Origin of the sequence: Methanosarcina sp. 2.H.T.1A.6 (assembly GCF_000979455.1) — an archaeon.
In the GTDB taxonomy this organism is placed as follows: Archaea; Halobacteriota; Methanosarcinia; order Methanosarcinales; family Methanosarcinaceae; genus Methanosarcina.
The window spans coordinates 1-23,078 of record NZ_JJOY01000033.1; the positions used below are offsets into that span (position 1 = coordinate 1).

At 40.9% G+C, this 23,078-nt stretch carries 15 protein-coding genes and 2 tRNA genes; 4 read left to right on the top strand and 13 right to left on the bottom strand.

Translation table 11 applies throughout. The features are described 5' to 3' along the window. Positions 1-179: 179 nt before the first annotated feature. The 9 genes from EO98_RS09685 to EO98_RS09720 all read right to left on the bottom strand — a co-directional run bounded on the left by EO98_RS09685 (position 180) and on the right by EO98_RS09720 (position 13,804). Positions 180-1,499 (bottom strand): ATP-binding protein, encoded by a 1,320-nt coding sequence (locus EO98_RS09685; protein ID WP_048139691.1) that lies wholly within the window; start codon positions 1,497-1,499, stop codon positions 180-182. A gap of 197 nt (positions 1,500-1,696) precedes the next feature. Next, positions 1,697-1,885, bottom strand: coding sequence for a hypothetical protein (locus EO98_RS17890; RefSeq protein WP_082098558.1), 189 nt, complete (start codon positions 1,883-1,885; stop codon positions 1,697-1,699). Between the two features lie 990 nt (positions 1,886-2,875). After that, positions 2,876-3,076: a hypothetical protein gene (locus tag EO98_RS09690; protein WP_048139693.1), complete on the bottom strand. Its 201-nt coding sequence runs from the start codon at positions 3,074-3,076 to the stop codon at positions 2,876-2,878. Between the two features lie 3,478 nt (positions 3,077-6,554). Continuing rightward, complete coding sequence (locus tag EO98_RS09695) at positions 6,555-7,196, bottom strand: 6-hydroxymethylpterin diphosphokinase MptE-like protein (protein ID WP_048139694.1); 642 nt, start codon at positions 7,194-7,196, stop codon at positions 6,555-6,557. A 79-nt stretch (positions 7,197-7,275) separates the two neighbouring features. Continuing rightward, positions 7,276-10,455: an isoleucine--tRNA ligase gene (gene ileS / locus EO98_RS09700; RefSeq protein ID WP_048139696.1), complete on the bottom strand. Its 3,180-nt coding sequence runs from the start codon at positions 10,453-10,455 to the stop codon at positions 7,276-7,278. 877 nt (positions 10,456-11,332) lie between these two features. Then, positions 11,333-11,533 carry an MM0924 family protein gene (locus EO98_RS09705; RefSeq protein ID WP_048139698.1) on the bottom strand — a complete coding sequence of 67 codons (201 nt, stop codon included), beginning with the start codon at positions 11,531-11,533 and terminating at the stop codon, positions 11,333-11,335. A 252-nt stretch (positions 11,534-11,785) separates the two neighbouring features. Continuing rightward, a complete protein-coding gene (locus EO98_RS09710; RefSeq protein ID WP_048139699.1) occupies positions 11,786-12,874 on the bottom strand; it encodes a hypothetical protein in 1,089 nt (362 codons plus the stop codon). Between the two features lie 137 nt (positions 12,875-13,011). Then, complete coding sequence (locus tag EO98_RS09715) at positions 13,012-13,464, bottom strand: GNAT family N-acetyltransferase (protein WP_048139702.1); 453 nt, start codon at positions 13,462-13,464, stop codon at positions 13,012-13,014. A gap of 246 nt (positions 13,465-13,710) precedes the next feature. Continuing rightward, a tRNA-Arg gene (locus tag EO98_RS09720) sits at positions 13,711-13,804 on the bottom strand. Between the two features lie 553 nt (positions 13,805-14,357). Here EO98_RS09720 and EO98_RS09725 point away from each other — a divergent pair. Further along, positions 14,358-15,080: an ATPase domain-containing protein gene (locus EO98_RS09725; RefSeq protein ID WP_048139704.1), complete on the top strand. Its 723-nt coding sequence runs from the start codon at positions 14,358-14,360 to the stop codon at positions 15,078-15,080. Next, a complete protein-coding gene (locus EO98_RS09730) occupies positions 15,073-15,927 on the top strand; it encodes a response regulator (RefSeq protein ID WP_235283558.1) in 855 nt (284 codons plus the stop codon). Before EO98_RS09725 ends, EO98_RS09730 begins: the two co-directional genes overlap by 8 nt. Positions 15,928-16,052: 125 nt before the next feature. Here EO98_RS09730 and EO98_RS09735 read toward each other — a convergent pair whose 3' ends face one another. The 4 genes from EO98_RS09735 to EO98_RS09750 all read right to left on the bottom strand — a co-directional run bounded on the left by EO98_RS09735 (position 16,053) and on the right by EO98_RS09750 (position 21,746). Then, positions 16,053-16,775, bottom strand: a complete 723-nt coding sequence (locus EO98_RS09735; RefSeq protein ID WP_048139708.1) for an RAD55 family ATPase — start codon at positions 16,773-16,775, stop codon at positions 16,053-16,055. Between the two features lie 375 nt (positions 16,776-17,150). Continuing rightward, positions 17,151-17,894 carry a TrkA family potassium uptake protein gene (locus tag EO98_RS09740; RefSeq protein ID WP_235283559.1) on the bottom strand — a complete coding sequence of 248 codons (744 nt, stop codon included), beginning with the start codon at positions 17,892-17,894 and terminating at the stop codon, positions 17,151-17,153. Beyond that, positions 17,891-18,880: a TrkA family potassium uptake protein gene (locus EO98_RS09745; RefSeq protein ID WP_235283560.1), complete on the bottom strand. Its 990-nt coding sequence runs from the start codon at positions 18,878-18,880 to the stop codon at positions 17,891-17,893. Before EO98_RS09745 ends, EO98_RS09740 begins: the two co-directional genes overlap by 4 nt. A gap of 1,027 nt (positions 18,881-19,907) precedes the next feature. Further along, positions 19,908-21,746, bottom strand: coding sequence for a site-2 protease family protein (locus tag EO98_RS09750; protein WP_048139712.1), 1,839 nt, complete (start codon positions 21,744-21,746; stop codon positions 19,908-19,910). A 609-nt stretch (positions 21,747-22,355) separates the two neighbouring features. Here EO98_RS09750 and cutA point away from each other — a divergent pair. Together cutA and EO98_RS09760 are read left to right on the top strand one after the other, a co-directional pair. Beyond that, positions 22,356-22,661 carry a divalent-cation tolerance protein CutA gene (cutA, locus tag EO98_RS09755; RefSeq protein ID WP_048139714.1) on the top strand — a complete coding sequence of 102 codons (306 nt, stop codon included), beginning with the start codon at positions 22,356-22,358 and terminating at the stop codon, positions 22,659-22,661. A gap of 174 nt (positions 22,662-22,835) precedes the next feature. Continuing rightward, a tRNA-Leu gene (locus EO98_RS09760) sits at positions 22,836-22,921 on the top strand. Positions 22,922-23,078 lie beyond the last annotated feature (157 nt).

A 23,078-nucleotide genomic window follows, 5' to 3' on the forward strand; every position in this document is an offset into this window, starting at 1 on the left:
GGTGGGGGACGAGGAGACATAGATGCACTAATATTTAGATTATTATTATAAAAACACATGCGAGAGTGATTCCCTAACGCTTAACCGATGACCAATGGATTTATATGAGATTTATATGAGAGTAAGGAATGATACCGGAGTAAGGAGTGATAAAATAAGGATGAAAGGAAATTGAATATTTATTCCAGCATCCATTTCCATACAGAATTAATGATTATTGTTTTCTTTTCCCCGTCTTCGCCCGGGATCTCAAGGACTCCTTCATCGTCCATGGTAAGAATAAGTCCCTCTTTGAGCCCGTATGCTTCCATTGCTGTCATAAGCCCGAGAACCTCCCTTTCTCTTACTGCCGGGCTTCCGAAGTAGACTGAGACCTGAACCGCAGCCTTAACAGCCTTTGTATCTTTTTCGGTTATAAGGAAATCACATTCTCTCCTGTCACGGAAGTATGAGACTTGTTTTCCCTGCCTAAGCAGCTCAAGAAAAACAAGGTTTTCAAATCTTAATCCCAGGCTGTCCGGATAATTAGGGTATACCGTCTTGAAGAAACCTGTATCTCCGGCATAAACTTTACATGGGAAATCTTTTTCATTTTCATTTCCGCTTTCTTTTCCGTTTTCAGATGAGTGATTAAACATAGGGGTTCGGTACAGCAAAAAAGCCTCTTCCAGATAGTCAAAGTAGTAGCGGATAATATCCTCACTATCGATACCACTCACTTTTTTCAGGGTTTCGAGTGAGTACTCGGATGCCATGTTCGAGATAAGGAAAACTGCAAGTCTTTTTAGTCCTTCTGCATCCTGAATATTATGCTTTTCAATAACCTCTGCCTGCAGAGTCTCCTCAAAATACTTTCGGGAAAGTGTGGAATTTCCATCTTTTATTACGCCGGGGAAGCCGCCGTTTTCAAAATAATGCAGGAAAAGGCACAGCATTTCATCGCATCTGGAAGGGGTGAGAAAGTTCGGCTTTGGGATCCTGAGGCCTCTCAGAGTAAGGTATTCTTTAAAGGAAAAGGGCAAAAGTGTGAGGACTCTTGTCCTGTCTGCAAAGCGTGACGAAACCTCCGGACTCATGATATTTGCGGAAGAAGATGTTACAAAGACTCCTGCCCCTTCTTTGTTAAGCCTGTCAACCCAGCTTTCCCAGCCGGGGACATTGTGAACGTCATCAAGGAAATAGTAGATCTGCCCTTCATCATTTTCATTCTCTTTTATGTAAACTTCAGCCGCAATTTTTTCAATTTCCTGAAAACTTTCAGGTTCTAATTCTTTAAACCTGCTGTCTTCAAAATTAATATAAACTTTCACACCCTGCAGAAGGCTTGCGACCTGCTTCAGAAAAGACGTCTTGCCTACATGGAGTGGACCATAGATCAAATTGATCTCATGTCCATCCAGGTAGGGGGAAACTGGAATATTGCGCTTGACTATATCAGAGGAGCTTTGGAAAAAGGTTTTATGGTCAAGAACCAGGGGAAGAAGTTCAGGTCTTTGCATATGATCAGGATAATTTGTAAGGTAAGACTATATAGTTTTTCTGGCACAGACCTTCTCCCTGAAAAAAATGAATACACACTGATTCTTAAAAAGAAGAAAATACTGTAGTATTTCTAATTGGACGGATGAAATCATGTGATTTTATTGTAAATATGCCAGAAAATGCGTTTTTGGCTTCAAACCGGTTTACTGAACTTTCAATCCTTTTTAGGTTCATATATCGTTTTCTTTTTCCCACATCTTGTACACACAAAATACTTTTCTTTTACATTTGAAGCATAGATGTTCAAACCTCCACTTCTTTTCCATTTATGAAACCCTATAAAGCACAAAATACTCCTCTGTAGAGGTTTTCCGGAAACTCTGGATGGAGCCCTGTAAGCCAAGTAATCAACCTCCTATTAATGAATTTTTATTACTTGATACTTCAACCCTCTGTATTTGGAATACGTAGTATTCGAAAGTATTTGGTAGTATTTCAGGCTATCAGACAGCATTTGTAATGAATACAATATTGATTTAGGCAACTAAATCGAATTATAGAGGGAATTACATTATATTAGAAGGTTTGATGCACATCGAAGCCACATAATATTATTATTGAAATGTTAATATTATATTAGGAGAATTGTATTTATAGATATATCAATAATATTATTTAGCTGTTAACTTCTACCTTTCCTCTTTCCTGCCCATTTTTCAAGCTACTCAAAACTATGAGAACCATGAATGCATTTTGATTTTTAGATCTGTGTCACCCGGAAGAGTCTGTGAAAACAAGAAATATTTACGTAATAATCCTTTGTTTTTGCTTTAATGTTTTCCTCATATTAAAAATAGTTGAGTTTATATAAATCGATCTGGAAAATTATTTATAACAATAAAAGCCAATCATAATTCGTATTTCTGCGCCGCAGAAATACGTGAAAAGTTCTTCGCTGCCATTACGATCATCACTCCACCCTGGCGTTATATGAGTGAATCGTTTCATAGATGAGCGAAGGACTGCAAGAAAAAAGGGCAATAGATGATTAGAAAGTGGTAGACTAAGGCTAAAAGCCTTATATTAGATGCGGTGGAAAGGCAAGACCGGTTTGATGAAGTCGTATCCAGATTGATGCCTCATCATGTATCGTATGATACGCCTCAACATTATGCGATACCCGGATACATACATCTTGACAGCTGTTTTTAGCCTTTCCACCATTTCTACTGAATTCTGGACTGTTTTTCAGCTTAACAAAAAGAGGATATCGCCTTTTTTATTCCATGCATAAGCACTGTATGGATCAATTTCCAATACTTTTCTCTAAAATATAATGCTTCGCTATCTCTGTCACTTGTGCGGACCCATAACACATATTTACACTTTAGATTCAACTTTCAACTTTTATTCGATTAACTACATCCACATAAAATTCAGCATATCCACAATCTAAACAAACATGCACTTTAAATTCGCGTATGGGACCGGTAAAATAGCATTCGCTATCAGACTCATAACCTATACGTTCTCCAATTATATGGCCTATATCGAGATTTTCGCTCCCGCATTTTGGACATTTTCCCTTTTTCATTTTGCATTACCCCACGTCATCAATGAGATCTGGTTTTGTAGAAATCCTCAAAAGTACTTTTTTACGAAAAAGTAAAAAATCTGATTGTAAAATTTTCCCTCATTTTTTGCCCCCACAAAAAAGAATGAGCATTTCATATTCACATTGAATAATTATATCTGTCACAGAATAATTATATTTGTCTTAAAATAAATATATTCAATTTGTTGAGGTCCCATTCTATTAGCATCTCCATAAGAGTCTAAAAGCTGAAATGCAGCTTTTCTCAACCCTTTTTGTCATTGTTCATTTCTCAAGTCATCTTCTCGACCCTTGAAGAGCTGTTCTTTCCTTTAATGGTTCAGATAGGACAATAAAAGGTTCAAATGAATCTGCAGATTAAAAAAAGCAGAAATAAGATATAAATTGGACTTGAAAACCGCTTTTCAATTCACTCAAAAATACCAACCATGTAAAAGCTCACAATTACCTGCCGTTATATCAAAAAGAAAAAAAGTTTCTGTTCCGGCTTAGTAGAGATAATCCTCTACAATGACCATTTAAAATGTAGCCATTACGATCGTTTCAAAACATGGTCATAATGGCCATTAATGGTTAATTGACATCTCCGGAAGAGATATACTTCATATGAGATCAATGGTAGACCCCAAATTTAGAAGAAACAAGGACGACAGAATCTAGGCATCCAGAACTTAATTTTTATGATTATAAAGTGGGCAAAAAACCAACACATTATAATTCCCCCGTCTTTTAGTTTGTCTTTGTTTATCTTTCCGTTATACATTAGTCATCTGCAGTCAAAGTTATAAACCCCATATTAGCAGCAAAAACTCCACAGAGACTACATAAAGCTGAAAGTATTCCACACTTCCAAACTGAAAAAACCCTTATCAACCCCCAGATAGGTATTTATACTCACGGCAATTATTTTTTTGAAACTATTCTTGATACTGATTTTCATTTGGAGAGGAGTATATTTAATTTTAATTGCCAGTGAATATAAAATAATAATGATAATAATAAGAATAACAACAACGAATTATATAAAAGTAGTGGAATAAATATTTCTAATCATTTAATAGTCTTCGAAAATCTGGGCAAACATACGGCTGAGACTGAAGGGTTTTTTCTATTCTTAATTTAGAAAATATAATTCGGCTAAGGAATGATTCAAATATAATATCAAGGGTTTTTGTTGCCAATAATGATTATTTGGGGAAATGGAACTATAGATCAATTCCCAAACTGAAAATTTGAAGTTATATTTTTATCATTCCTAAACATCAAAACTTCAGCTTTTTTTCTATAAAATCAGAATTTTTTAGAAAAGACAAAACACGGAAAATACGTAAATAAGGGTTCAAATCGCAGTAACTACTCAGATAATCACACTGGAAGCCCCGAAAAGGAACATGTAACTGCCAACTCACAAAAAAGTAAGAACCAATAGCCATCAATTCAAGATAAAATGAATCTAGAGAATTTATCCATTATATTTCAAAAAGATGGCTATCGAGGTTAGTTCTTCTCAAGCTATTTAGGCTAAGAAGAAGAAGAACTGGCTGAAGTTGGAACTAAATAAATTCATTATTATATATATATTGATTACTGGCATTATATTTCCCCCTCATTAATAGTGTATTTTTGTTCATCTTTACTATTCTTTAAAATGGATATCTGTACAACATCACTTAAAGGCCCTCTATCAACCCTCCAATTTATTTGACACTCACGGCAACCAGTTTACAAAATTAATTCAGTTAATGGATATTATATAATATAGATATATCCAAGTTTCAGTTGCGATGAGTATTATAAGATATATCTTTAATTTATATAAATCAAGTAGAATAAATTTTACTTACTTCTTAGTCAAAGACGCAATATTTGCAAGTAATCCTTTGAAGATATTTAAGGAAAGGGAATGTTTTGGTTTGGAGATAGTCAAGATAGTTCGGTTCATTAGTAAATGGGGAAGAGTTTTTTTAAGTGGAACTCATTCGAGCCATTCCACGGATCAGGATTTGGAGATTTATCAATGTCTGTAACCCCCCATTTTTTAATTATGTTTACACTTTAACCTCTAATTATAGTCAAGGACCAAAATACCTTTACCAATCTCAAGTGAAAGATTAACGAAAAACACGGAAAGAAGGAAATTGGAGCACAATCATTCCGTGCTTTCCGGGTCTTCTGTGGACATAAAGTAAATGTAATTATTTACGTTTGGGACATAAATACAGTAATTTTAAGAAGTAAATAATTTCATTGTCTCTTTATTGATTGTCAAAACAATTAGCACGACACCTTAGGATTTTCTTTAGTAAAACTACTAAATAGACTCTCCCAGGACCTACCAGAACAGAAAAGCTTCAAAAGAACGGGACTTAATGATTCAAGTCAGCCTTACAGGAATCTATTGAATCTGTTATTTCTTAACTTTTGTAGATGCAGCTATTACTTAATAGAAAAATTACTTAATAGAAAATAAAGATAACAGTCACCAGTTCAAAACAAAATGAATCCGCGGAATTATTCATCATATCTTGAAAAGGTGACTATTATTTCTCGCTACAATTCAAGTTACAAAACCTTCTTAATAAGTTGTCCTTTAGAAGTTGAAGTACTGATTGAAGTACTGGCAAAGGAAGTTTATGAAGAACTGATCGAACATATTGTTTCCTCCATTTGTTAGTATCTTTGTTATTCGTTTAGTTGTTTGATTATCGTCTTTACCAGAAGTTGAAGTACTGATCGAAGTACTGGCAAAGGAAGTTTATGAAAAATTGATCGAACATATTGTTTCCTCCGTTTGTTAGTATCTTTGTTGTTCGTTTAGTTGTTTGGTTATCGTCTTTACCTATTCTCCAGAGAATAAAATTTTTAACATTGTATGTACACAATCTCTTTACATTCTCTTCCAAGAGCCAATGTGTACCCATTGTTTGATGCTCACTAGCAATTGCTTTTCTAAGTTATTTTAGGAGTAAATCTTAATCTAAAGATTAACATGTCTAAATTTTAATTGTTAGTGAGCATATAAGAATAGACCACGAATTATATAAAAAGGGGGGAATAATTCTTCCTTATCATTAAATAGTTCTCGAAAATCTGGAGAAACCCCTCTGGGACTAAATGGATCGACTTTTTTATTCAATTTATAATTTAATAGTCTCTTAATCTGATCGTAAAAGAAGGTTTTATTATCCTTTTTTCACTAACCAGATGGAAAAAAAGTTATTAAAAAAAAAGTAGGCTCTATTTTCAAAATAAATCCAATTTCAATCCTTAAAAACCCTTAATTTGTTGAAAAAAAACACTATTCCAGTCTAAACAAAAACTGTAAAACTGTCTTATTTTTATTCAAATTAACAGAATCTTTTCTAAAAGGAGAGGGTTTGATTCATTACAAGGATTAGTTTTTGGGTATTTCCTGATCTTATGCACCCCAATCATCCTGAAGAAGAGCCTTCCATATTCAAATCCCTAACATTTCAATTAATTCTTTCGCCCAATTCAGCTTCTTTTTCTTTATCGGATTCACTAAGGGATCTTCAAAATCAAATCCAGCCAGCCTGATGCTTTTAGCCCCGAACTCCCTGGCTACAAAAACGCAGCGGTCCCCATCACTGAACCCACCAAAGCTGTAAACGTTATCCAAAGGCCGGGCCTGGGTAGTTGCAATAAAGCGCCTGAACCGCGGAACGTATTTTTCCAGCTTATCCATGTTATCCCCATGGGCATGGATAAGGACTATTGAGCCCCGTGTGCAGGCGAGAATCTCTTTTTCAATGTCAGCTTCGGAATTACCGTCAAGGTCGGTACAGATGACTTCAGGCACGCGGCCCATATCCATAAGGACAGCGGCGGCTCCGTCGGCTGCAATTATCACAAAAGCAGAAAGGTCGATTTTCGAAAGCTCGTTTCTGAGTCCTGGAGCATTTCCGCAGACCAGGACAGGCTTTCCTGAAACCGTGTCTTTGAGTTCGAAAAGGCTGGCAGTGTTTTTCTCAGTCAGCTTTTGGGAAAGGAATCGGGCTGCCTCTTCATCACCTTTGCGGTCGAACCCGAAGTCTTCAAGAATTCGTTCGTAGATAGGCTCCCAGGCAGCAAAATCCATCTTAATCACTCCTTTCCTGTTTTTCGTTTCTGAACTTAGATTTTTTTATAGAGTTTTGTTCTTAAACTTAATTGCAGAGTTATTTCTTTGCAATTTCCATCTTCATGGCAATGCCTTCGACATCCCAGTCCTTTACAAGGGCTCCGGAAACCTCAATACCGCTGCCTATGTCAAAGAAATCGGCTCTAACCTCTTCTGCAATCAGATCCTTCAGGGTTTCAACAAGCGTTAAGACCCTTTCGTCTTCGATCCGGACAGAGACACGGATGTTTTCGTCTACAACAAGATCGAGTTCCTTCCGCATGTCCTGCAGCCTGCGGATGACTTCCCTTGAGTATCCTTCAGCTTCGAGTTCAGGAGTAAGGTTTGCATCCACATAAACAAGGCCTGCATCAGATTCAGCACTGGCTGTACCTTCGGGCAGGGTTTCTTTGAAGTTTGCCATACCCGGGGTAACTGTTACAGTGGTCCCGTCGGCCAATGGGAGCTCGAATTCCCCGGTTTCGGCAAAGGCTTTCTTTAAAGCAACACCGTCGACTTTTTGCAGGGCAGGAATAACTTTTCCGGCATCTTTCTTGAAGACAGGCCCGATCTTACCCGGGTCAGGGATAACCTCAAGCCCGAGTTCGTCCCAGCTCTTGCCTACACCGGTAAGCACAATGGCTTTGGAATTGGTCTGGTCCATAAGGACTGAACGCAGCCTGTCAACTGCCTTTGCTGCATCCTCGCTTTCAGGGGAGACAACAATTCTGGAGATGGGCCACCTGAGTTTTCTTCCTGCCTTCTGGCGGGCGTTTGAGGCAGCCTCCACAATGGAGCGGGCAGTGCTCATGGCTGCTTCAAGCTCGGGGTCAAGATAGGCTTCGTTAACCTTCGGCCAGTCGCACATGTGCACGGATTCGTGAGCTTTCGGATCCACATTCCGGATCAGGTTCTGGTACATCTCCTCAGCCAGGTAGGGCATGAAGGGGGAGATCAGTTTTGTGATGGTTACATAGACTTCGTAAAGCACACAATAAGCTGCAAGCTTGTCCGGGTCGTCAGCTTCGGTCCAGGTCCTCGGGCGGATAAGCTGGATATACCAGCGCGAGAGGTCTTCCAGAGCAAACTCCAGAATCTCACGAACTGCTTTATGCAGCAGGTACCCGCTCATGGCTTCATCTACAGCTTTTACCACGGACTGGGCTCTTGAGAGAATCCACCTGTCTTCTTCCCGCAGGGCATCTTTTACAGAGTCCAGGCTGACCTGCATCGGGTCAAAGTTGTCAAGCGCCATATACGGAAGCGGGAACCTGAAAACGTTCCAGAGGATGTTAATTGAGCGGTGGACAGTTTCTATCTCCTCCAGGTTGAACTTCAGGTCATCCCAGGGTGCGCTTGAGGAAAGCACGTAGGCACGCAGGGTATCTGCCCCGAACCTGTCGATGATGTCCAGTGGGGAAATTACATTTCCAAGGCTCTTTGACATCTTCTTTCCGCCGGCATCAAGAGTAAAGCCGTGCATGAGCACACTCTTATAAGGCGCCCGTCCAAAGCCGACCATGCTTGCTCCAAGCTGGGAATAGAACCAGCCTCGGGTCTGGTCATGCCCTTCGGTAATAAAGTCAGCAGGCCACCATTCATCAAACTGATCCTGCGTCTGCGGGAACTTCAGGGTTGCCCACGAAGCAACAGCCGAGTCGAACCAGACATCAAAAACGTCTTCAACACGCTTTTTGTCCCCACCGCACTCACAGGGAATGAGCACTTCATCCACGTAGGGGCGGTGCAGTTCGATTTCCCCTCCAGCGTTGCTGGACTTTTCAATGAGTTCTGCCTTTGTCCCTATGACTTCAAGCTTGCCGCATTGCCGGCATTTCCAGACCGGGATCGGAATTCCCCAGTAGCGCTGCCTGGAGACGCACCAGTCCCTTGCGCCTTCCACCCAGGTCCTGAAGCGGGCCGAGCCTGCCCAGTCGGGGTACCAGTCGACTGCATCGATTTCCTCGAGCATTTTTTCCTTTAGATCGGTAATTTTGAGGAACCACTGTTCGGTCGCCAGGTAGATGATCGGGGTCTTGCAGCGCCAGCAGTGCCCGTAACGGTGGGTCACGGTCCCCTCTGCAAGGAGCCTGTCACGCTCCAGGAGGTCCTCGATGATAACAGCGTTTGCTTCCCTTATGTTCATGCCTGCATACTTGCCGGCTTCCCCGGTGTAGGAACCGTTCGGGCCTACGGGACAGAAAATCGGCAGGCCGTTTTTGACTCCGACGTTAAAGTCGTCCATCCCGTGCCCCGGGGCAATGTGCACACAGCCTGTGTTTTCTGCGGTTACGTATTCGGCCTCGTAGACATTGTGCTTGAATTCAGCCTGGCGCGGGATCAGGTCTGCAAGGGGGCTCTCGTATTCCAGGCCTGCAACGTCTTCCCCGAGCATGGTTTCAAGAATTTCGTAGTCCGTGTACCTGCCCTTCCGGAGCACGTTCTCAATAAGGGTTGTGGCTGCGATCAGGATTTCTTCCTTTCCGTCCTGGCGGACTGCCCTGAACTTCGCGTATTCGAAGGACGGATGGACTGCAACGGCGATGTTTGAGGGGATGGTCCAGGGGGTTGTGGTCCAGATTACTATGAAGGTGTTTTCCTCTCCCCTTACCTTGAACTTGACATAGATGGACGGATCGGTCCGGTCCGCATATTCGACTTCGGAGTCGGCAATGGCGGTTTCGCAACGGGGACACCAGTTGACCACACGCTTGCCCACATCAAGCAGGTTCTTTTCCTCGGCCTGTTTGAGGGTCCACCAGGCTGCTTCGATGTACTCATCTTTCAGGGTCATGTAGGGGTCTTCCCACTGCAGCCAGACCCCGAGCTTCTCAAACTGCTCGGTCATTGCCTGCTTCTGGTTTATGGCAAACTCCTTACATTTCTCAATGAAATTCCCTACCCCGAAACTCTCAATGTCCTTCTTGGACTTGAAACCGAGTAAACCTTCGACCTTAACCTCAATAGGCAGACCGTGCATATCCCAGCCGGGGCGCTCCATGATATTGCGGTTGTTCATGGAATAATAGCGGAGAATAGAATCTTTAATGATCTTATTCCAGGCAGTCCCCAGGTGGATATGTCCTGTAGTGTACGGGGGGCCGTCAACAAAAAAAAGCCTTTTTCCGGTTTTACGGTGCTCCCGGGTTTTCCGGTAGGCATCGCTGTCTTCCCAGAACTGCGTTACTTTATTTTCAATTTGTTCTGCATTGTATTTGGCAGTGATTTCTTTTATCATATGGGAGTCTCCCTGATGAAAAATAAACTGAAGTAAAAGTCGTCGATTCAAGCCCTATCCTGCGGCTGACTGACAACTCTTGATAAATTGCTAATCAGTAAGTGGTGACAATACTAATACTGACAAACCGCTGCTGGCACTGATAACCAGTAAGCGCTGATTTCAGGGTAAATTACTGGTCAGCATACTATAACAAACCTCTGACCGGTAAGGTACCGAATCTACAGTAAAGTATATAATGTCCTTTACCAACCGCTTATATACTTTACTTCAGACAAATATCTTACGTACAAAATATCCTTACCCGGGAAAGCAAATCTACACCTTTCCGACGGATAAAAGGATTCACTGCACGCCAATCAGTTTATTCAGTAATTACTGTACTTAATTTAAGCTTTATTGTAACAGCAGAAAAGACAGTCCATTGTTTTCTATTCATATACTTATTCACAGTACTTACCACGATATTTTATCACGATATTTTATCACGATATTTTTACAGAACTATCCGGGTTAGAAAGTAGAGAATAAAAACTCAAAATCTACAGCAGGATTCCGGTTTTCCGGAAGAAAGAGTTTGAAACAGAAAAAATTGGGATAAAATAGTAGAGGCTTCTTTCCCCTCCTCAAAAGCTTGAATGTAAAAGTGAACTACTCCTCTCTGCTGCTTCACATCGAGGAAGGAAACTTCCCGCCTTAAAGTTAAAACTTAGCCGTAGAGGAACTGAAAAGACTTCAGCTACCTCTACTACTGAGTTTAATTCGTATAGTATAAGCAAATTTTGAAGTGTATTATTTTACTGCGCCTGTTGCAATACCATTTTACGATATTGTTTTTAAATATCATTTTACGATATTGTTTTACTTTGACATCTTCTTACCTTTGCTTCAGGGTTCTCCACATTGCAGCAATTTTATCGATATCGATATGGGTATAGCCTTCTTCTTTTATAGTCCATTTAAGGCTAAGGACCCCATCTTTGCATTCGGCAGCAACTCCTCTATATGTAGTGTTCCCTCCAATGTCAATTTCTACTTCTTTACCCAGATAATATTTCTCGATGAACTCCTGCTTCATTATTTTCAACTCCCAAACTTTGATTTCCGAATTAGATCCGGAAAGAATATTCGCAGAATATAGTTAGTTTCAGGAAGTATATTATTATTAAAAAAGCAGAGTTTCTAAACACAGGTTCTTTGTCCTGACATAAAAAAGAGGTCGGCTGTTAAAATGCTGACCTGAATATCCAGAAAACTCAGGGAGACCGACTCTAAAGTCGGTTCAAAACCCTGAATTTTCTTATATTTAACTCAAACATCAAAATTCAACTCAAAAATTAACCTCAGCTTCGCTCAAACCCTTTTCAGGCTCCTGGACAGGAGCATCAAAAAAGGGAATTTCTGCACCGACAAACCAGGTTTCAAGGAAACTCAAGAGATGGTACTTCATGAAAACGGCAAGGGGTACGTTAAGGAAAAGAAGGGCTCCAAAGATCAATGCCAGCTCTATAAGTACAAAGGGAATAAGGAGTATCCAGACAAGGAAATCCGATACAAGGGCTGAAAAAAGGAAGTACAGAATCCCATCGGTAATAAGGAAAATCAGCCCTAAAAACAGCATAGTAATCCCGAAAAGAAGAATTGCAAAAATAGCTATTCCTATGCTGAGTAAGAATCTGACAAACCAGTAAACAATAACTTCCTTCCAGCTTTTCCTGAAGTTTGCAAAGACAAGCCCGAAAGCTGAAAGAATCCCGGTGTTCCGGTAAATTGAAAGAGGAATTGCAAGGCTTAAAAAGGAATTTATTACCACCCCGATCAGAGCCAATATCAGGAGCACAACAATAAACCAGAAAATCCCGCCTATAAGAACAGGCACGGAAACGTCAGAAGGCTCCTCAAGGATGGTGGGAATAAGAGGTAGAAAAGCTATTGCAAAAAACACGAGAAAAACCAGCCCGAGAGCCAGACGCACCAGCAGGAGGTAGAACCCCTTTCCCATAAACTCCCCTAAATAAGCCCAGAACTTAACCTCGTTTTTTACCAGTGACTCCACAAAAACAAACTCCATGATGCTGGAGATGTAGGATATGAGTAGAGCCAGGAGCAGAAGAAAGACTATTACTGCAATAATAACTCCCGCTGGTTCCGGAAAGTACATATGGTAAGGGTCAATTCCATTCATCCCGGAAGGAAATCCGGGGATCTGACCCGGTTCGACATAAGGTAAATTGTTTCCGAAATCTTCGGAGTCCATCCGGTAATTGGTACCCGAGCCTCCATAGTTAGAGGCTGCACCACCCAGTAAAAAGATAATGACTGCGAGTTTTATCCATTTCCAGAAATCAAAAGGTTCAAAGAGAGCTTTTTTTGCCCTTAAAAAAGCCCTGTCTACCGCATCTATTGCATACAAGCTCATAAATATAGGATTTTGCTCAGATAATATATAAGTATCCCGAAAATAAGAATTGAAGCATTATAAGGACTGAGATTTCCTGGATTAACTTCGAACCTCAATTAACTTCGAACCTTAATAGACTTCTATCTGCCTTGAAATCAGATCTTTTTTATCATTGAGATATGCTCTATGCCAGCTTCAAGGAAAGTATCTCCAAAAGCAACAAACCCAAACTTTTCGTAAAAACTTACTGCATGGGTCTGTGCATGAATATTAACCTCTGCTGCTCCAAGTTCAATAGCTTGTTCCAGAAGTTTATCTACAACGAGTTTGCCTACATGTTTTCCCCTGCATTCTTTCAGGACGGAAATCCTGCCTATAAGCCACATTTCCCTCTCTTTTAAAAGTCTGCCTGTAGCCACGGGTCTTGAATTTGCATACACAATAACATGATGGGACCTTAAGTCTGCTTCGTCAAATTCCTCGTCCTCGGGTATGTTTTGTTCTTTTATGAAGACCTCTCTGCGGACATCAAAGGCGTCTTCCAGAGCTTCAGAGTTTTTTGCATTAATCCATTCGATTCTGAATAAAGGTTCATGTTTCTTTTCCATCCGGGGCCTCTTTGTTCAATTTCGGTTGTTTCTTTTCCTGCAGGAAAAAGTCCAGATTATAAATATTTTTTGGCGCACAATGAAAGGATTCTGGTAGGATTTTGGTAGAATTCTGGTATGCCGTGAAAAGAAAATCTTAAAACACAGAGTGAAAAAACATATCAGGAATAAGATTCAGCTGAAGAAAAGACTGTACAGAAGAACACTTATAGCAAAATTGAAGATGCCAGGTAAAGGAATAATTAACGGGCCCGCCGCGATTCGAACACGAGTCAATGGGTATCTTCGTAATAATATTACTTCGAAGCCCATTAGGATATCCTGGCTACCCTACGAGCCCATGGTGCAAGTGTAGTGATAGTAACTACCCATATTAAAGGTTTCTCTCAGAATTAAGAAAAGAGGACAGAAAAAGAGAGCAAATTCAAAAGTTTCCTCAGATGAAAATGTTTGTCAAGTGATACAGTGCAAATAAAATGTAACACATTGAATGAAAAAGGAAATTTATGGCTCAATGTCAGGTCGAAATTAATAGAAACTTTACTGAAATAAAAGAAACACATAGCAAACATAACTTTTATATTACAAAAGTTCTTTTAATATGTAGAAGTAATTTTCGACTTCATACTATTATACACAATTGAAATATAGAAACCAAACATGACCTTATCATAATCAATAAAATTAAATAGAAAGTTCTTTTATTTCAAGCTATTAAGGAATAGTGAATATGTGTTTTAAGTTAGAAAACTACTAAGATTATTTGAATATTTTCTAAAGATTATTTGAATATTTTCTATAACTTACAATACATTGTACAACTAATTCAATGTCACCTGATAGTGCGGGAAGTAAAAGGGGCAAAGTACACAAGAGAATGAGGGTTTACAAAAATGGAGAGGGTTTCAACAGGCATAGAGGAGCTGGACAGGAAATTGATCGGGGGCTATCCTGTGAACAAAGCAACCCTGATTACAGGAGTGGCAGGGAGTGGAAAAACTATCTTTGGAATCCATTTCATTCACAGGAACTGCGTTGAAGGAAGAAAATGCCTGATGATCGCAACTGAAGAAACTCCTGAAGATATCCTCTACCAGGCAGAAATACTGGGGCATGATATTAAGCCTTACTATGAGAGCGGGCAACTTAGCATAGAAAACATATTTGAGAGCCGTTCAGAAAGCATAGGGCAGACAAGGTACGGTTTTAAACCTGAAAGCCTTGATATTGAACTTCCGAACCTTATAGAATTAATACGCGACGGAACAGAATGCCTTGTCATAGACAATCTGGGCACTTTTGCCCTGAGAGTTTCCCAAAAAAGGCTCAGGGACCAGTTTGACGGACTGAACTATCTCGTGAGAAAAAAAGGCTGCACTACTCTTTTAATCATGGACGAGTCAGCACACAATTTAACTCACCAGCTTGCCGAATACTCGGTCTACGGTTCTATTCGCCTGCTGGTAAAAGAGAACGCATATCTCGGAAAAATGGAGCGCTATCTGTGCATACCCAAGATGCGCAGTACTCCTATTTCTCCCGATATGTCAATCTTTGAAATCACATCTAAAGGGATCAAGATTCATGAACCAAAGGGAGGAAGCCTTGTTGAATGAGAAAAACAAACCAAAAGTCCTGATTGTAGATGACATGAAGGAAAATATAGAACTGATGGAAGCCTACCTTGCAGTTGAACCTTATGAAGTTATCTCTGCCTATGGCGGAAATGAAGCACTTCAGAAAGTTAAGGACGAAAAACCGGATATTGTGCTTCTGGATGTTATGATGCCTGAGATCAACGGCTATGAGGTCTGCAAAATTCTCAAGGAAAATCCCGAAACCCAGTTCATTCCTGTCCTGATGCTTACAGCCCTTTCGGAACTTGAAGACCGGATCAGAGGGATTGAGGTCGGAGCTGATGATTTCCTTACAAAACCTATAAACAGGCTTGAACTCAAGACCCGAGTAAAATCTCTGCTAAGAGTCAAGTGCCTTCACGATAGATTGGTTGCCGACCGCGACAGTCTCGAAATAAAAAACAGGGTACAGAGTATCCTTACATCCGTAATTCCGACCCTTCTCCAGTCTGTCTCAAATGAGGAAAAAAAGGTTATAATAAATCAGATGACAGGCATGGTCGAAAAGACACTTTTTGATCTGTACCATTTTGAAGACAGAGAAATGGACCTGGCTTACGCAGGGAATGTCTGCGCCGAGATAATGAACCAGATGGGTGGAACCTTTTCATCGACCATGGGTGAAAATGAAAACCTCTGGGTAGTCAGGGGAACAAAATGCCCCTGGAAAGGAGAAGAAGCCCGCAAAAACCCCATCCTTTGCACACTGACCAGGAAGATTTTTTCAAACATAACTTTGAAAGTAGATTCGGCCTGCAGTCTCGAGGCTCTAAAAACCATCGGAAATAGGAATGATTGCTGTGAATTTATCATAAGAGCAGCATAACCTTTTTTCACATTTTTACCCAGTTTAATTGGTCCTCCTGGGGACAGCGTACTGTTGCACTTGCAGTGCAACTTCCCAAAAAGCTCCGATTTCCTGAGATCCCAAGGCGCAATTCGAGTAGCTGATCATTTGAGGGGTGGTTTCATGCCTGAGATTACTCTAATTCCCTGCGGAGTAACGTCAAACAGGGAATACTTGACTGGAACTGGAGTATTTCTCATTTTTTCAATGTAGAGATACTGCTTCGTTTTTCCAGAACTGAAATTTTCCTGTGTTATGAGTCTCATCAACCCGAAAACCATGTAACCTGTAAGCTTGTGAGTCAGCTCGTAAGAGTCCTCATCCATTACAAAAAGGCCTGTACATCCGTTTTTCAGGAGAATAATGCAGATCGAACTGAACTCATCTGCAAACTCCCTTATCTCGTGATGAATAGCCATTACTCCGATGTTGTCAATGACCACAACATCAACTTCCGAAGACATGGAGCTCAGATATTCGATTATATCCGTATCCACGGCACAGAGCCCTTTTCCGAATTTTGAAACGCTTTTGAGCTTGTTAATCTTGTCTTCGAATATATTCCTGATACTGAGCTGGCCGTTCTCAAGGAAAGGCTCCAGATTAAGATTGAGGCCGCGGGCCTGAGTGAGTATATCTTCAGTAAGTTCTCTGGTAAGAATAAGTATGCATTTTTTGCCTTCCTGGCAACTCCTGTGAAGGAAATGAATTCCGAGGATGGTTTTTCCCGAACCCGGAGGGCCCGTGACCAGAATACTCTTTCCTTTAGGATACCCCCCATCCATCAGCAAATCAAGCCCTTCTACTCCGGTAGACAAATTCTCCATACTATCACATACTCTCCATATTATCACATATTTAAGCGCGATAAGTTTCTATTAAATGCGAATAGTTTCTCATTAATTATAATAAGTTAATCTATCACTTACTATAAAAAGTAAGTTTCAATTTTATTATATTCTGTTTCAACCAATATATTTATTCCTGAAAAAAAGTAAAAAGTTATCCGAAAAGCAGGTATCTGTAAAGATTGCAGGAACAGGTAGTTACAGAAACAAATAGAGTTACAGAAACATGGAATTAGAGGAACATGGAATTAGAGGAACATGGAATTAGAGGAACATGGAATTAGAGGAACATGGAATTAGAGGAACGGATAGAATAGGAACTGAAAGTACAGGAATAGATAAAAAAGAGACTTTTTAGTCAAGATATTTCTCCTTAAACTCCGAGATCTGCTTGCTGCTTCCTACAAATGCAACTATGTCTCCTGCCCGGAGTACCGTCTGTTTATTAATAGTAACAGTAACAAGGCCTCCACGCTCAATGCCTATTACAGTGCACCCGATCTTTTTTTCGAGGTCCAGGTCTTCTATTGATTTTCTGTCAAAAAAAGAGCCTTTCTCAATATGGTACTTTTCAATTTCTATGCCCTCGTAAAGCATTATATCTTCATCGATCCTGCAGACTTTTCCAATACAATTTGCGCTCATTTTGGCCAGCATCTGTCCTGCAACTATGGAAAGAGACCCGACATAGTCCGCTCCTGCCTTATAGATCTTATCGATTGATTTTACGGAGTTCGCTCTTGCCACAATTGTAGCTTCGGGGTTGAGTCCCCTGGAAATAAGGGTTGCGAAAATAACATTGGTATCATCATTCAGGGCTACAAACACAAAAGATGCAGTTTTTACTCCGGCTGCGATCAGGACCTCCTCATCCGCCCCGTTGCCCACAAGATGTTCAAACTCCACATTCTCAAAAACTTTTTCATTGGAGTCCACAACTACAAAACGGAACAGTCCTCCGGAGAGTTCACTCACAATGCTCTTTCCAACGTCTCCATATCCGAGTACTACCAGATGCCCTTTTGACTCCACTATTAATCCCTCATCTATTGAATTTATGATGCCTATTAAAGCTGCATACTTCAGGCTGGCAATCAATGAGTAAGTTTCTTCAGTTTTGAGAGCTCCTCAGGCGTTCCCACAGCCAGCAGGACAGAATTGCCCCGGATGATATCGTCTTCTTTAAGGTTAAAAGAGAGGGCCCCGCTTTTCCAGATTCCAACGATTCTTGCATCAGTCAGCCGCTGGCTGGAAACTTCTTTAAGGGTCTTGCCTATAAGAGGGCTCTTGAGGTAGATCGGGAATTCCGTAACGTGTACTCCTTTGAAAATTTCAGTTGTCCCGGTCACCCTGCTTACAAGCCTGTCCATTGCTTTTCTTCCGATAAACTGCCCGAATATCGATTTAGGAGAAACAACCGTGTCTGCACCTGCGTATTTCAGGTATTTTGAATTGGACCTATCCTCAACGATGGCAATAATATTGAGGTGCTGGAACTCCCGAGCGGTTAGCACGATGTTTGCATTTCTTTCATCGGACTTGTTGGCGATAAGGATCCTGGCTTTTTCAATACCTGCATTCGTAAGTGCCTGCCTGTCACTTGGAGTCCCGAAAATGCAGGGGATATCCCTGTAAACAAGTTCTTTGATTATTTCTTCCTCATCCTCAATTATTATGAACGTTATCTCCTGCTCTTCCAATTCATCAATAAGGGTTTCTACCAGCTGGTTGTACCCACAGATGATGATATGCCCTTTCATGCTGGAAGGAACTTTCCTGGGCATCCTGAACTTGATCACCCTGTCCATCCAGGGAGCGATAACATAAGTTGCAAGAAAACCTGAAATCAGAATAATTCCCATGACCTGTACGACTATGGAAAAGATTCTTCCCGAAAGCGAGGCGAAGACCACATCGCCGTATCCCACCGTTGCAATGGTAGTTGTAGCCCAGTAGATAGCTGTGATAGCGTTTGCATTTTCGGGCTGGTTCTCAAGAATCATAAGATATTTGAAAAGCAGAATATAGATGGAAAGCAGGAGCAAAGCTGCAAGTTTGTATGCCAGCTTGGGCCTTTTGCGCATGATTTTTCGAAATTTTGATCTGCGACTCGTCTTTTTTCTACCCGAATAAAACATTTTTAGCGCCCTGCCTTAGTTCTTCTGCTGAACTAGGTCAAAATACCTTATAATCTTTATTAATATCTCTATGTGTTCATAGAATTTAGCTTGAAGGTTCCTTGAGAACTTATTCTCGCCCGAGTTTCGCTTCCCGAGTTTCGCTTCCCGAGTTTCGCTTCGGGATCACAGGAAATCGGAGATTTTCTGGGAGTTGCACTGTAAGTGCAACAGCACGAGGTCCTTTTCGCTGCGCTCAAGAGGACTAAGCTACAAAATTACAGGCTGTATTTCTCTAATTGCGCCTCGGGATCACAGTAAATTGAAGATTTACGCAGTCCTTTTCGGCAGAGTTGCGGCTCTGCAGTACGCAGTCCTTTTCGCTGCGCTCAAGAGGACTAATTTTTATGGGTTTTAGCGGTTATTTTTGGTCAAGAGGACTAAAGGAGATTAAATAAAAAATTTTAACCCATAAAACATCATTATATGTATTAAGTCGTTCTTTTCACGCTCGAAGCAAGAGAGCAGTATTTCAAAGAAAAAAAGAGAAGTAGGCCCAAAAGTAAAAACAGTGTCCGAAAAAGGAATCATCATCGACTTTTTTTGAAAGTTTTCCCTTCAAACTGGCGGAGGTGCTTATGTTTACCTGTAAATTAAAGAGCTGCTTCCTGTGTCAAGGAAAGTATTCTTTCAGCCAGGGGGTATTTCTCAATGTATTTTTTCTCTAATTGCGGTGTCGTTTTGTCGGGCGTTTTTTATCTGGCTGACGGGTGGGCAAGATCCCTTGCCGCGCAGGGAGAGAAAAACAAAAGATCCAATCTGAGTCTGGATATTCTGAATAATAGCAACTGATTAATCAGGGACAACCAGAATTATCAGGGACCACCAGAATTAAAAAAAGCCAAAAAACGGGAAGAAATTTTAACTTCCCGGCTTTCCAGCAGATTTCCGAATTGATGGAATTAATTTCGATGCTGTTCTCTGTTTTAGCTGTTCAGATCCACTGGCCTATGAAAGGCCCGAATATCATGAAGAGGAATGATAACAGGATCAACATCGAAAGACTTGCTGTGATCGAATTTGAGACCCTTTCCGAGACTTCTTCGTTCCGTGTAAACCTGTATACGAGAGAGTAGCTATAGTCTCTGAATACATGCCCACCATCAAGAGGCACCGCAGGCAGGCAGTTGAACAGGCCTACGTAAAAGTTCAGCCAGCCAATCCAGAGCAGGGAATTTGCAATCCAGAAAATTCCGATTCCCAGGGGCTCTGCCCAGCCAACCGGATGGTAGAACTGAGCGATTGTGCCTGAAAAGCCGCGGAATCCCTCACCTGCAAATCCGTATATCGGAAGCCCGAAAAGGATAATCCAGCCTACTGGTTCGTCCAGAAGGGAGGGGATCTGCTTTAGCGCTTCGAGATAGAATTTTGCCTGGGGCATCCAGATGGAAATCCCGAGCATCTGGCATTCCAGGTTTCCTTCATTCCCGTACATCACTCCAAGGAAGCCACTTTCACCATTCGAGGGGTGAGGAGCCAGCTGGACCTCAAAGATGGCTGTGCCGTTTTCGGTAAGGGTACCAGTATAATTTGCAGAGGGCAGCGTCTCTACCTCTACAGTCTGGTTTGCCCTTGTACCTTCCATAAAGTCAACGAAACTTGCAATGCTTCGCATTCTTGTATCGTTAATCCGAAGCATTGTCATTCCGGTCTCGATTCCCGCAGCCTCTGCAGGACTTCCTTCTACAATCCCTCCTATAGGCACTCCACTGAAACATTTCTCCGGAGAAGAAGGAACTTTTAATTCATAGACTGAAACGACACTGTCTTTTGCGGCATGGATGCGCAAAGAGTCTCCGGGTTCAACTGTCTCGAGGTAAGAGAGAAGGTCCATACCTGTAGTTATGTTTGTGTCATTAACCTGCGTGATTACCATGTCTTTCTGAAGCCCTGCAAGCTGAGCTGGAGAATTTTCGTTTACGCCTACGATCATTGCATCACTGAGAGGAGCAATTGCCCCCAGCACAGGCCCGAAAAAGAGCAGTAGAGCTACAAAAGCAACGCAGAAATTAGCCATAACTCCGGCAGCAAGGATACGAGCTCTCTGGTTTCTTGTGGCAATTACTTCTGGTGCAGGATTTGTTTCTTTGTGCCGGGAAACATCTATTTCCCCGTTTTGTTCCTCTTTTAGCTTTTGTTCTTCTTTTAGCTTTTGTTCTTCTTTTTCTCTCTGCTCCCACTCTTTGATTTCCTCAATCGTCGCCGTTAGCGGAAGCTCTTTTTTTACTTCCTCTTTCTTGCCAAAGAGCTGTTCATCATCAGGTTCTGCAAACCCCCCTATCGGGACAAGGGCAAACAGGATTCCCATGGATTTGACTCTGATCCCTTCAACCCTGCACAGAATTGCATGGGAAAACTCGTGCACTACAAGAGTAACTACGAGGGCAATCACTCCCCAGGTAAAGGGAATAAACTCATTTACACCCGGAATCAGCAGGATATTCCTGGGGGCATTGTACTTTCCCGGCTCCGGAACTGTATTGTTCAGAAACGAGGTATAAAGCGCAAGGTCCGAAATAGCAATGACCAGGAACATGGCAATCATGCCTGCAAACATCATCAGGATTCCAATGTTTGCGAAAACCCTCCAGTAACGTCTCGGGCGGGCAAGAATATCCAGTAGTTTAAGACCCTTTGTTGTCCTGATCATGAGGATCGGAAGAGGCCCGAAAGTGCTTATGTTATACTTCTCCAGAATACCCTTTCTATCAAGAAAGGAAATAAGGAACCAGTACATTAAAAAAATACCAAGTGCAATGCTTGTGCCACTCAAGGAAATTCTCCAAAATAATTAAGCTGAACCATTTATAAGCTTTGAATTGTGAATGTTAATCGTTTAATATTGACTATTACCTGTCGATCGACTAACTATTGATAGATTAACTGTTGATAAATTAACTGTTGATAAATTAACTGTTGATAAATTAACTGTTGATAAATTAACTGTTGATAAATTAACTGTATATAGAACATACCTTCAATAAAGAAGTTCGCGCCAGCAACCTTTGGATGCAGTATATAAACCCCAAGCTATCTCATTTTAAGCAATAGTCAGGGGAAATGCATACATTCAATTAATTAATGCTGTTAAACCCGGTTGTCTATCTTATTATAAAAACGTTTTAGTTCGTCTTTACATATCATGAGATCCAATTTCTTAATAACACTTTTTTTGAAAATGCCTGTCTCGAAAAATGCACAAAATAATACATCCTAATTATATAAGAACCCATATGGAATTACAGCTTTCGGTTTGCCGGAAAGGTAATTTTAAAGGCTATTTTTATGGTCAAAGGCAATAGATAATAATTGCACAAATAATAATATTCAGTATATCCAGTATATTTGTGGTTATAATAACTTTGTATGAGGTGCCTGTTACATGCTTGGGATCGTATACATCACTGCCGGAGATATGACGAATGCAGCAGAAATCGCAAGAGAGCTGGTTTCAAGGAGGCTTGCAGCCTGCGTAAACATGTTTCCTGTATCTTCAATCTACAGATGGAACGAAAATATAGAGGAGCAGAACGAGATAGCCCTGCTTGTTAAAACTGACTCGTCACGCCTTGATGAAATTATCAAAGTCGTGAAAATTCTTCATACGTACGACCTGCCTGCCATCGAATTCTGGGAAATTGAAGGAGAACAGGAGTACCTCGACTGGGTCCGTGTAAACAGTTCGTGAGGGAAACCTGAAGGTCTCAAAACTTGAAGCCTGAAGCCGGAAAATCTGAAACAGGAAATGAGATGAAAATATCTGCAAAACATCCCCCAGACTCAAAAATTAGCAGGATTAGCCCATTTACAGGATTAGCTTTATATGTTAGTTGTAACTTTACCTATTTGGATTCCGAAAAGAGCGGGAGTAACCAAGCGGTCAACGGTGGCAGACTCAAGATCTGTTCGTGCAGACGTTCAGGGGTTCGAATCCCTTCTCCCGCACCAAACTCATTATGATTTTCTCATTTTCTATAAGTTCCCATTTTCTATTAAGTTCTCATTTTCTATTAAGTTCTCATTTTCTATTAAGTTCTCATTTTCTATTAAGTTCTATTTTGCTTAATTTCTCTAATCCGATCTCATTGGTCATCGGTTAAGGAAT

Coding starts and splice junctions, on each gene's coding strand:
- EO98_RS09685 (WP_048139691.1), bottom strand. CDS start 1,499: ATGCAAAGACCTGAACTTCTTCCCCTGGTTCTTGACCATAAAACCTTT.
- EO98_RS09735 (WP_048139708.1), bottom strand. CDS start 16,775: ATGGAGAATTTGTCTACCGGAGTAGAAGGGCTTGATTTGCTGATGGAT.
- EO98_RS09695 (WP_048139694.1), bottom strand. CDS start 7,196: ATGGATTTTGCTGCCTGGGAGCCTATCTACGAACGAATTCTTGAAGAC.
- EO98_RS09745 (WP_235283560.1), bottom strand. CDS start 18,880: ATGCGCAAAAGGCCCAAGCTGGCATACAAACTTGCAGCTTTGCTCCTG.
- EO98_RS09690 (WP_048139693.1), bottom strand. CDS start 3,076: ATGAAAAAGGGAAAATGTCCAAAATGCGGGAGCGAAAATCTCGATATA.
- cutA (WP_048139714.1), top strand. CDS start 22,356: ATGCTTGGGATCGTATACATCACTGCCGGAGATATGACGAATGCAGCA.
- EO98_RS09725 (WP_048139704.1), top strand. CDS start 14,358: ATGGAGAGGGTTTCAACAGGCATAGAGGAGCTGGACAGGAAATTGATC.
- EO98_RS09715 (WP_048139702.1), bottom strand. CDS start 13,464: ATGGAAAAGAAACATGAACCTTTATTCAGAATCGAATGGATTAATGCA.
- EO98_RS09710 (WP_048139699.1), bottom strand. CDS start 12,874: ATGAGCTTGTATGCAATAGATGCGGTAGACAGGGCTTTTTTAAGGGCA.
- EO98_RS09705 (WP_048139698.1), bottom strand. CDS start 11,533: ATGAAGCAGGAGTTCATCGAGAAATATTATCTGGGTAAAGAAGTAGAA.
- ileS (WP_048139696.1), bottom strand. CDS start 10,455: ATGATAAAAGAAATCACTGCCAAATACAATGCAGAACAAATTGAAAAT.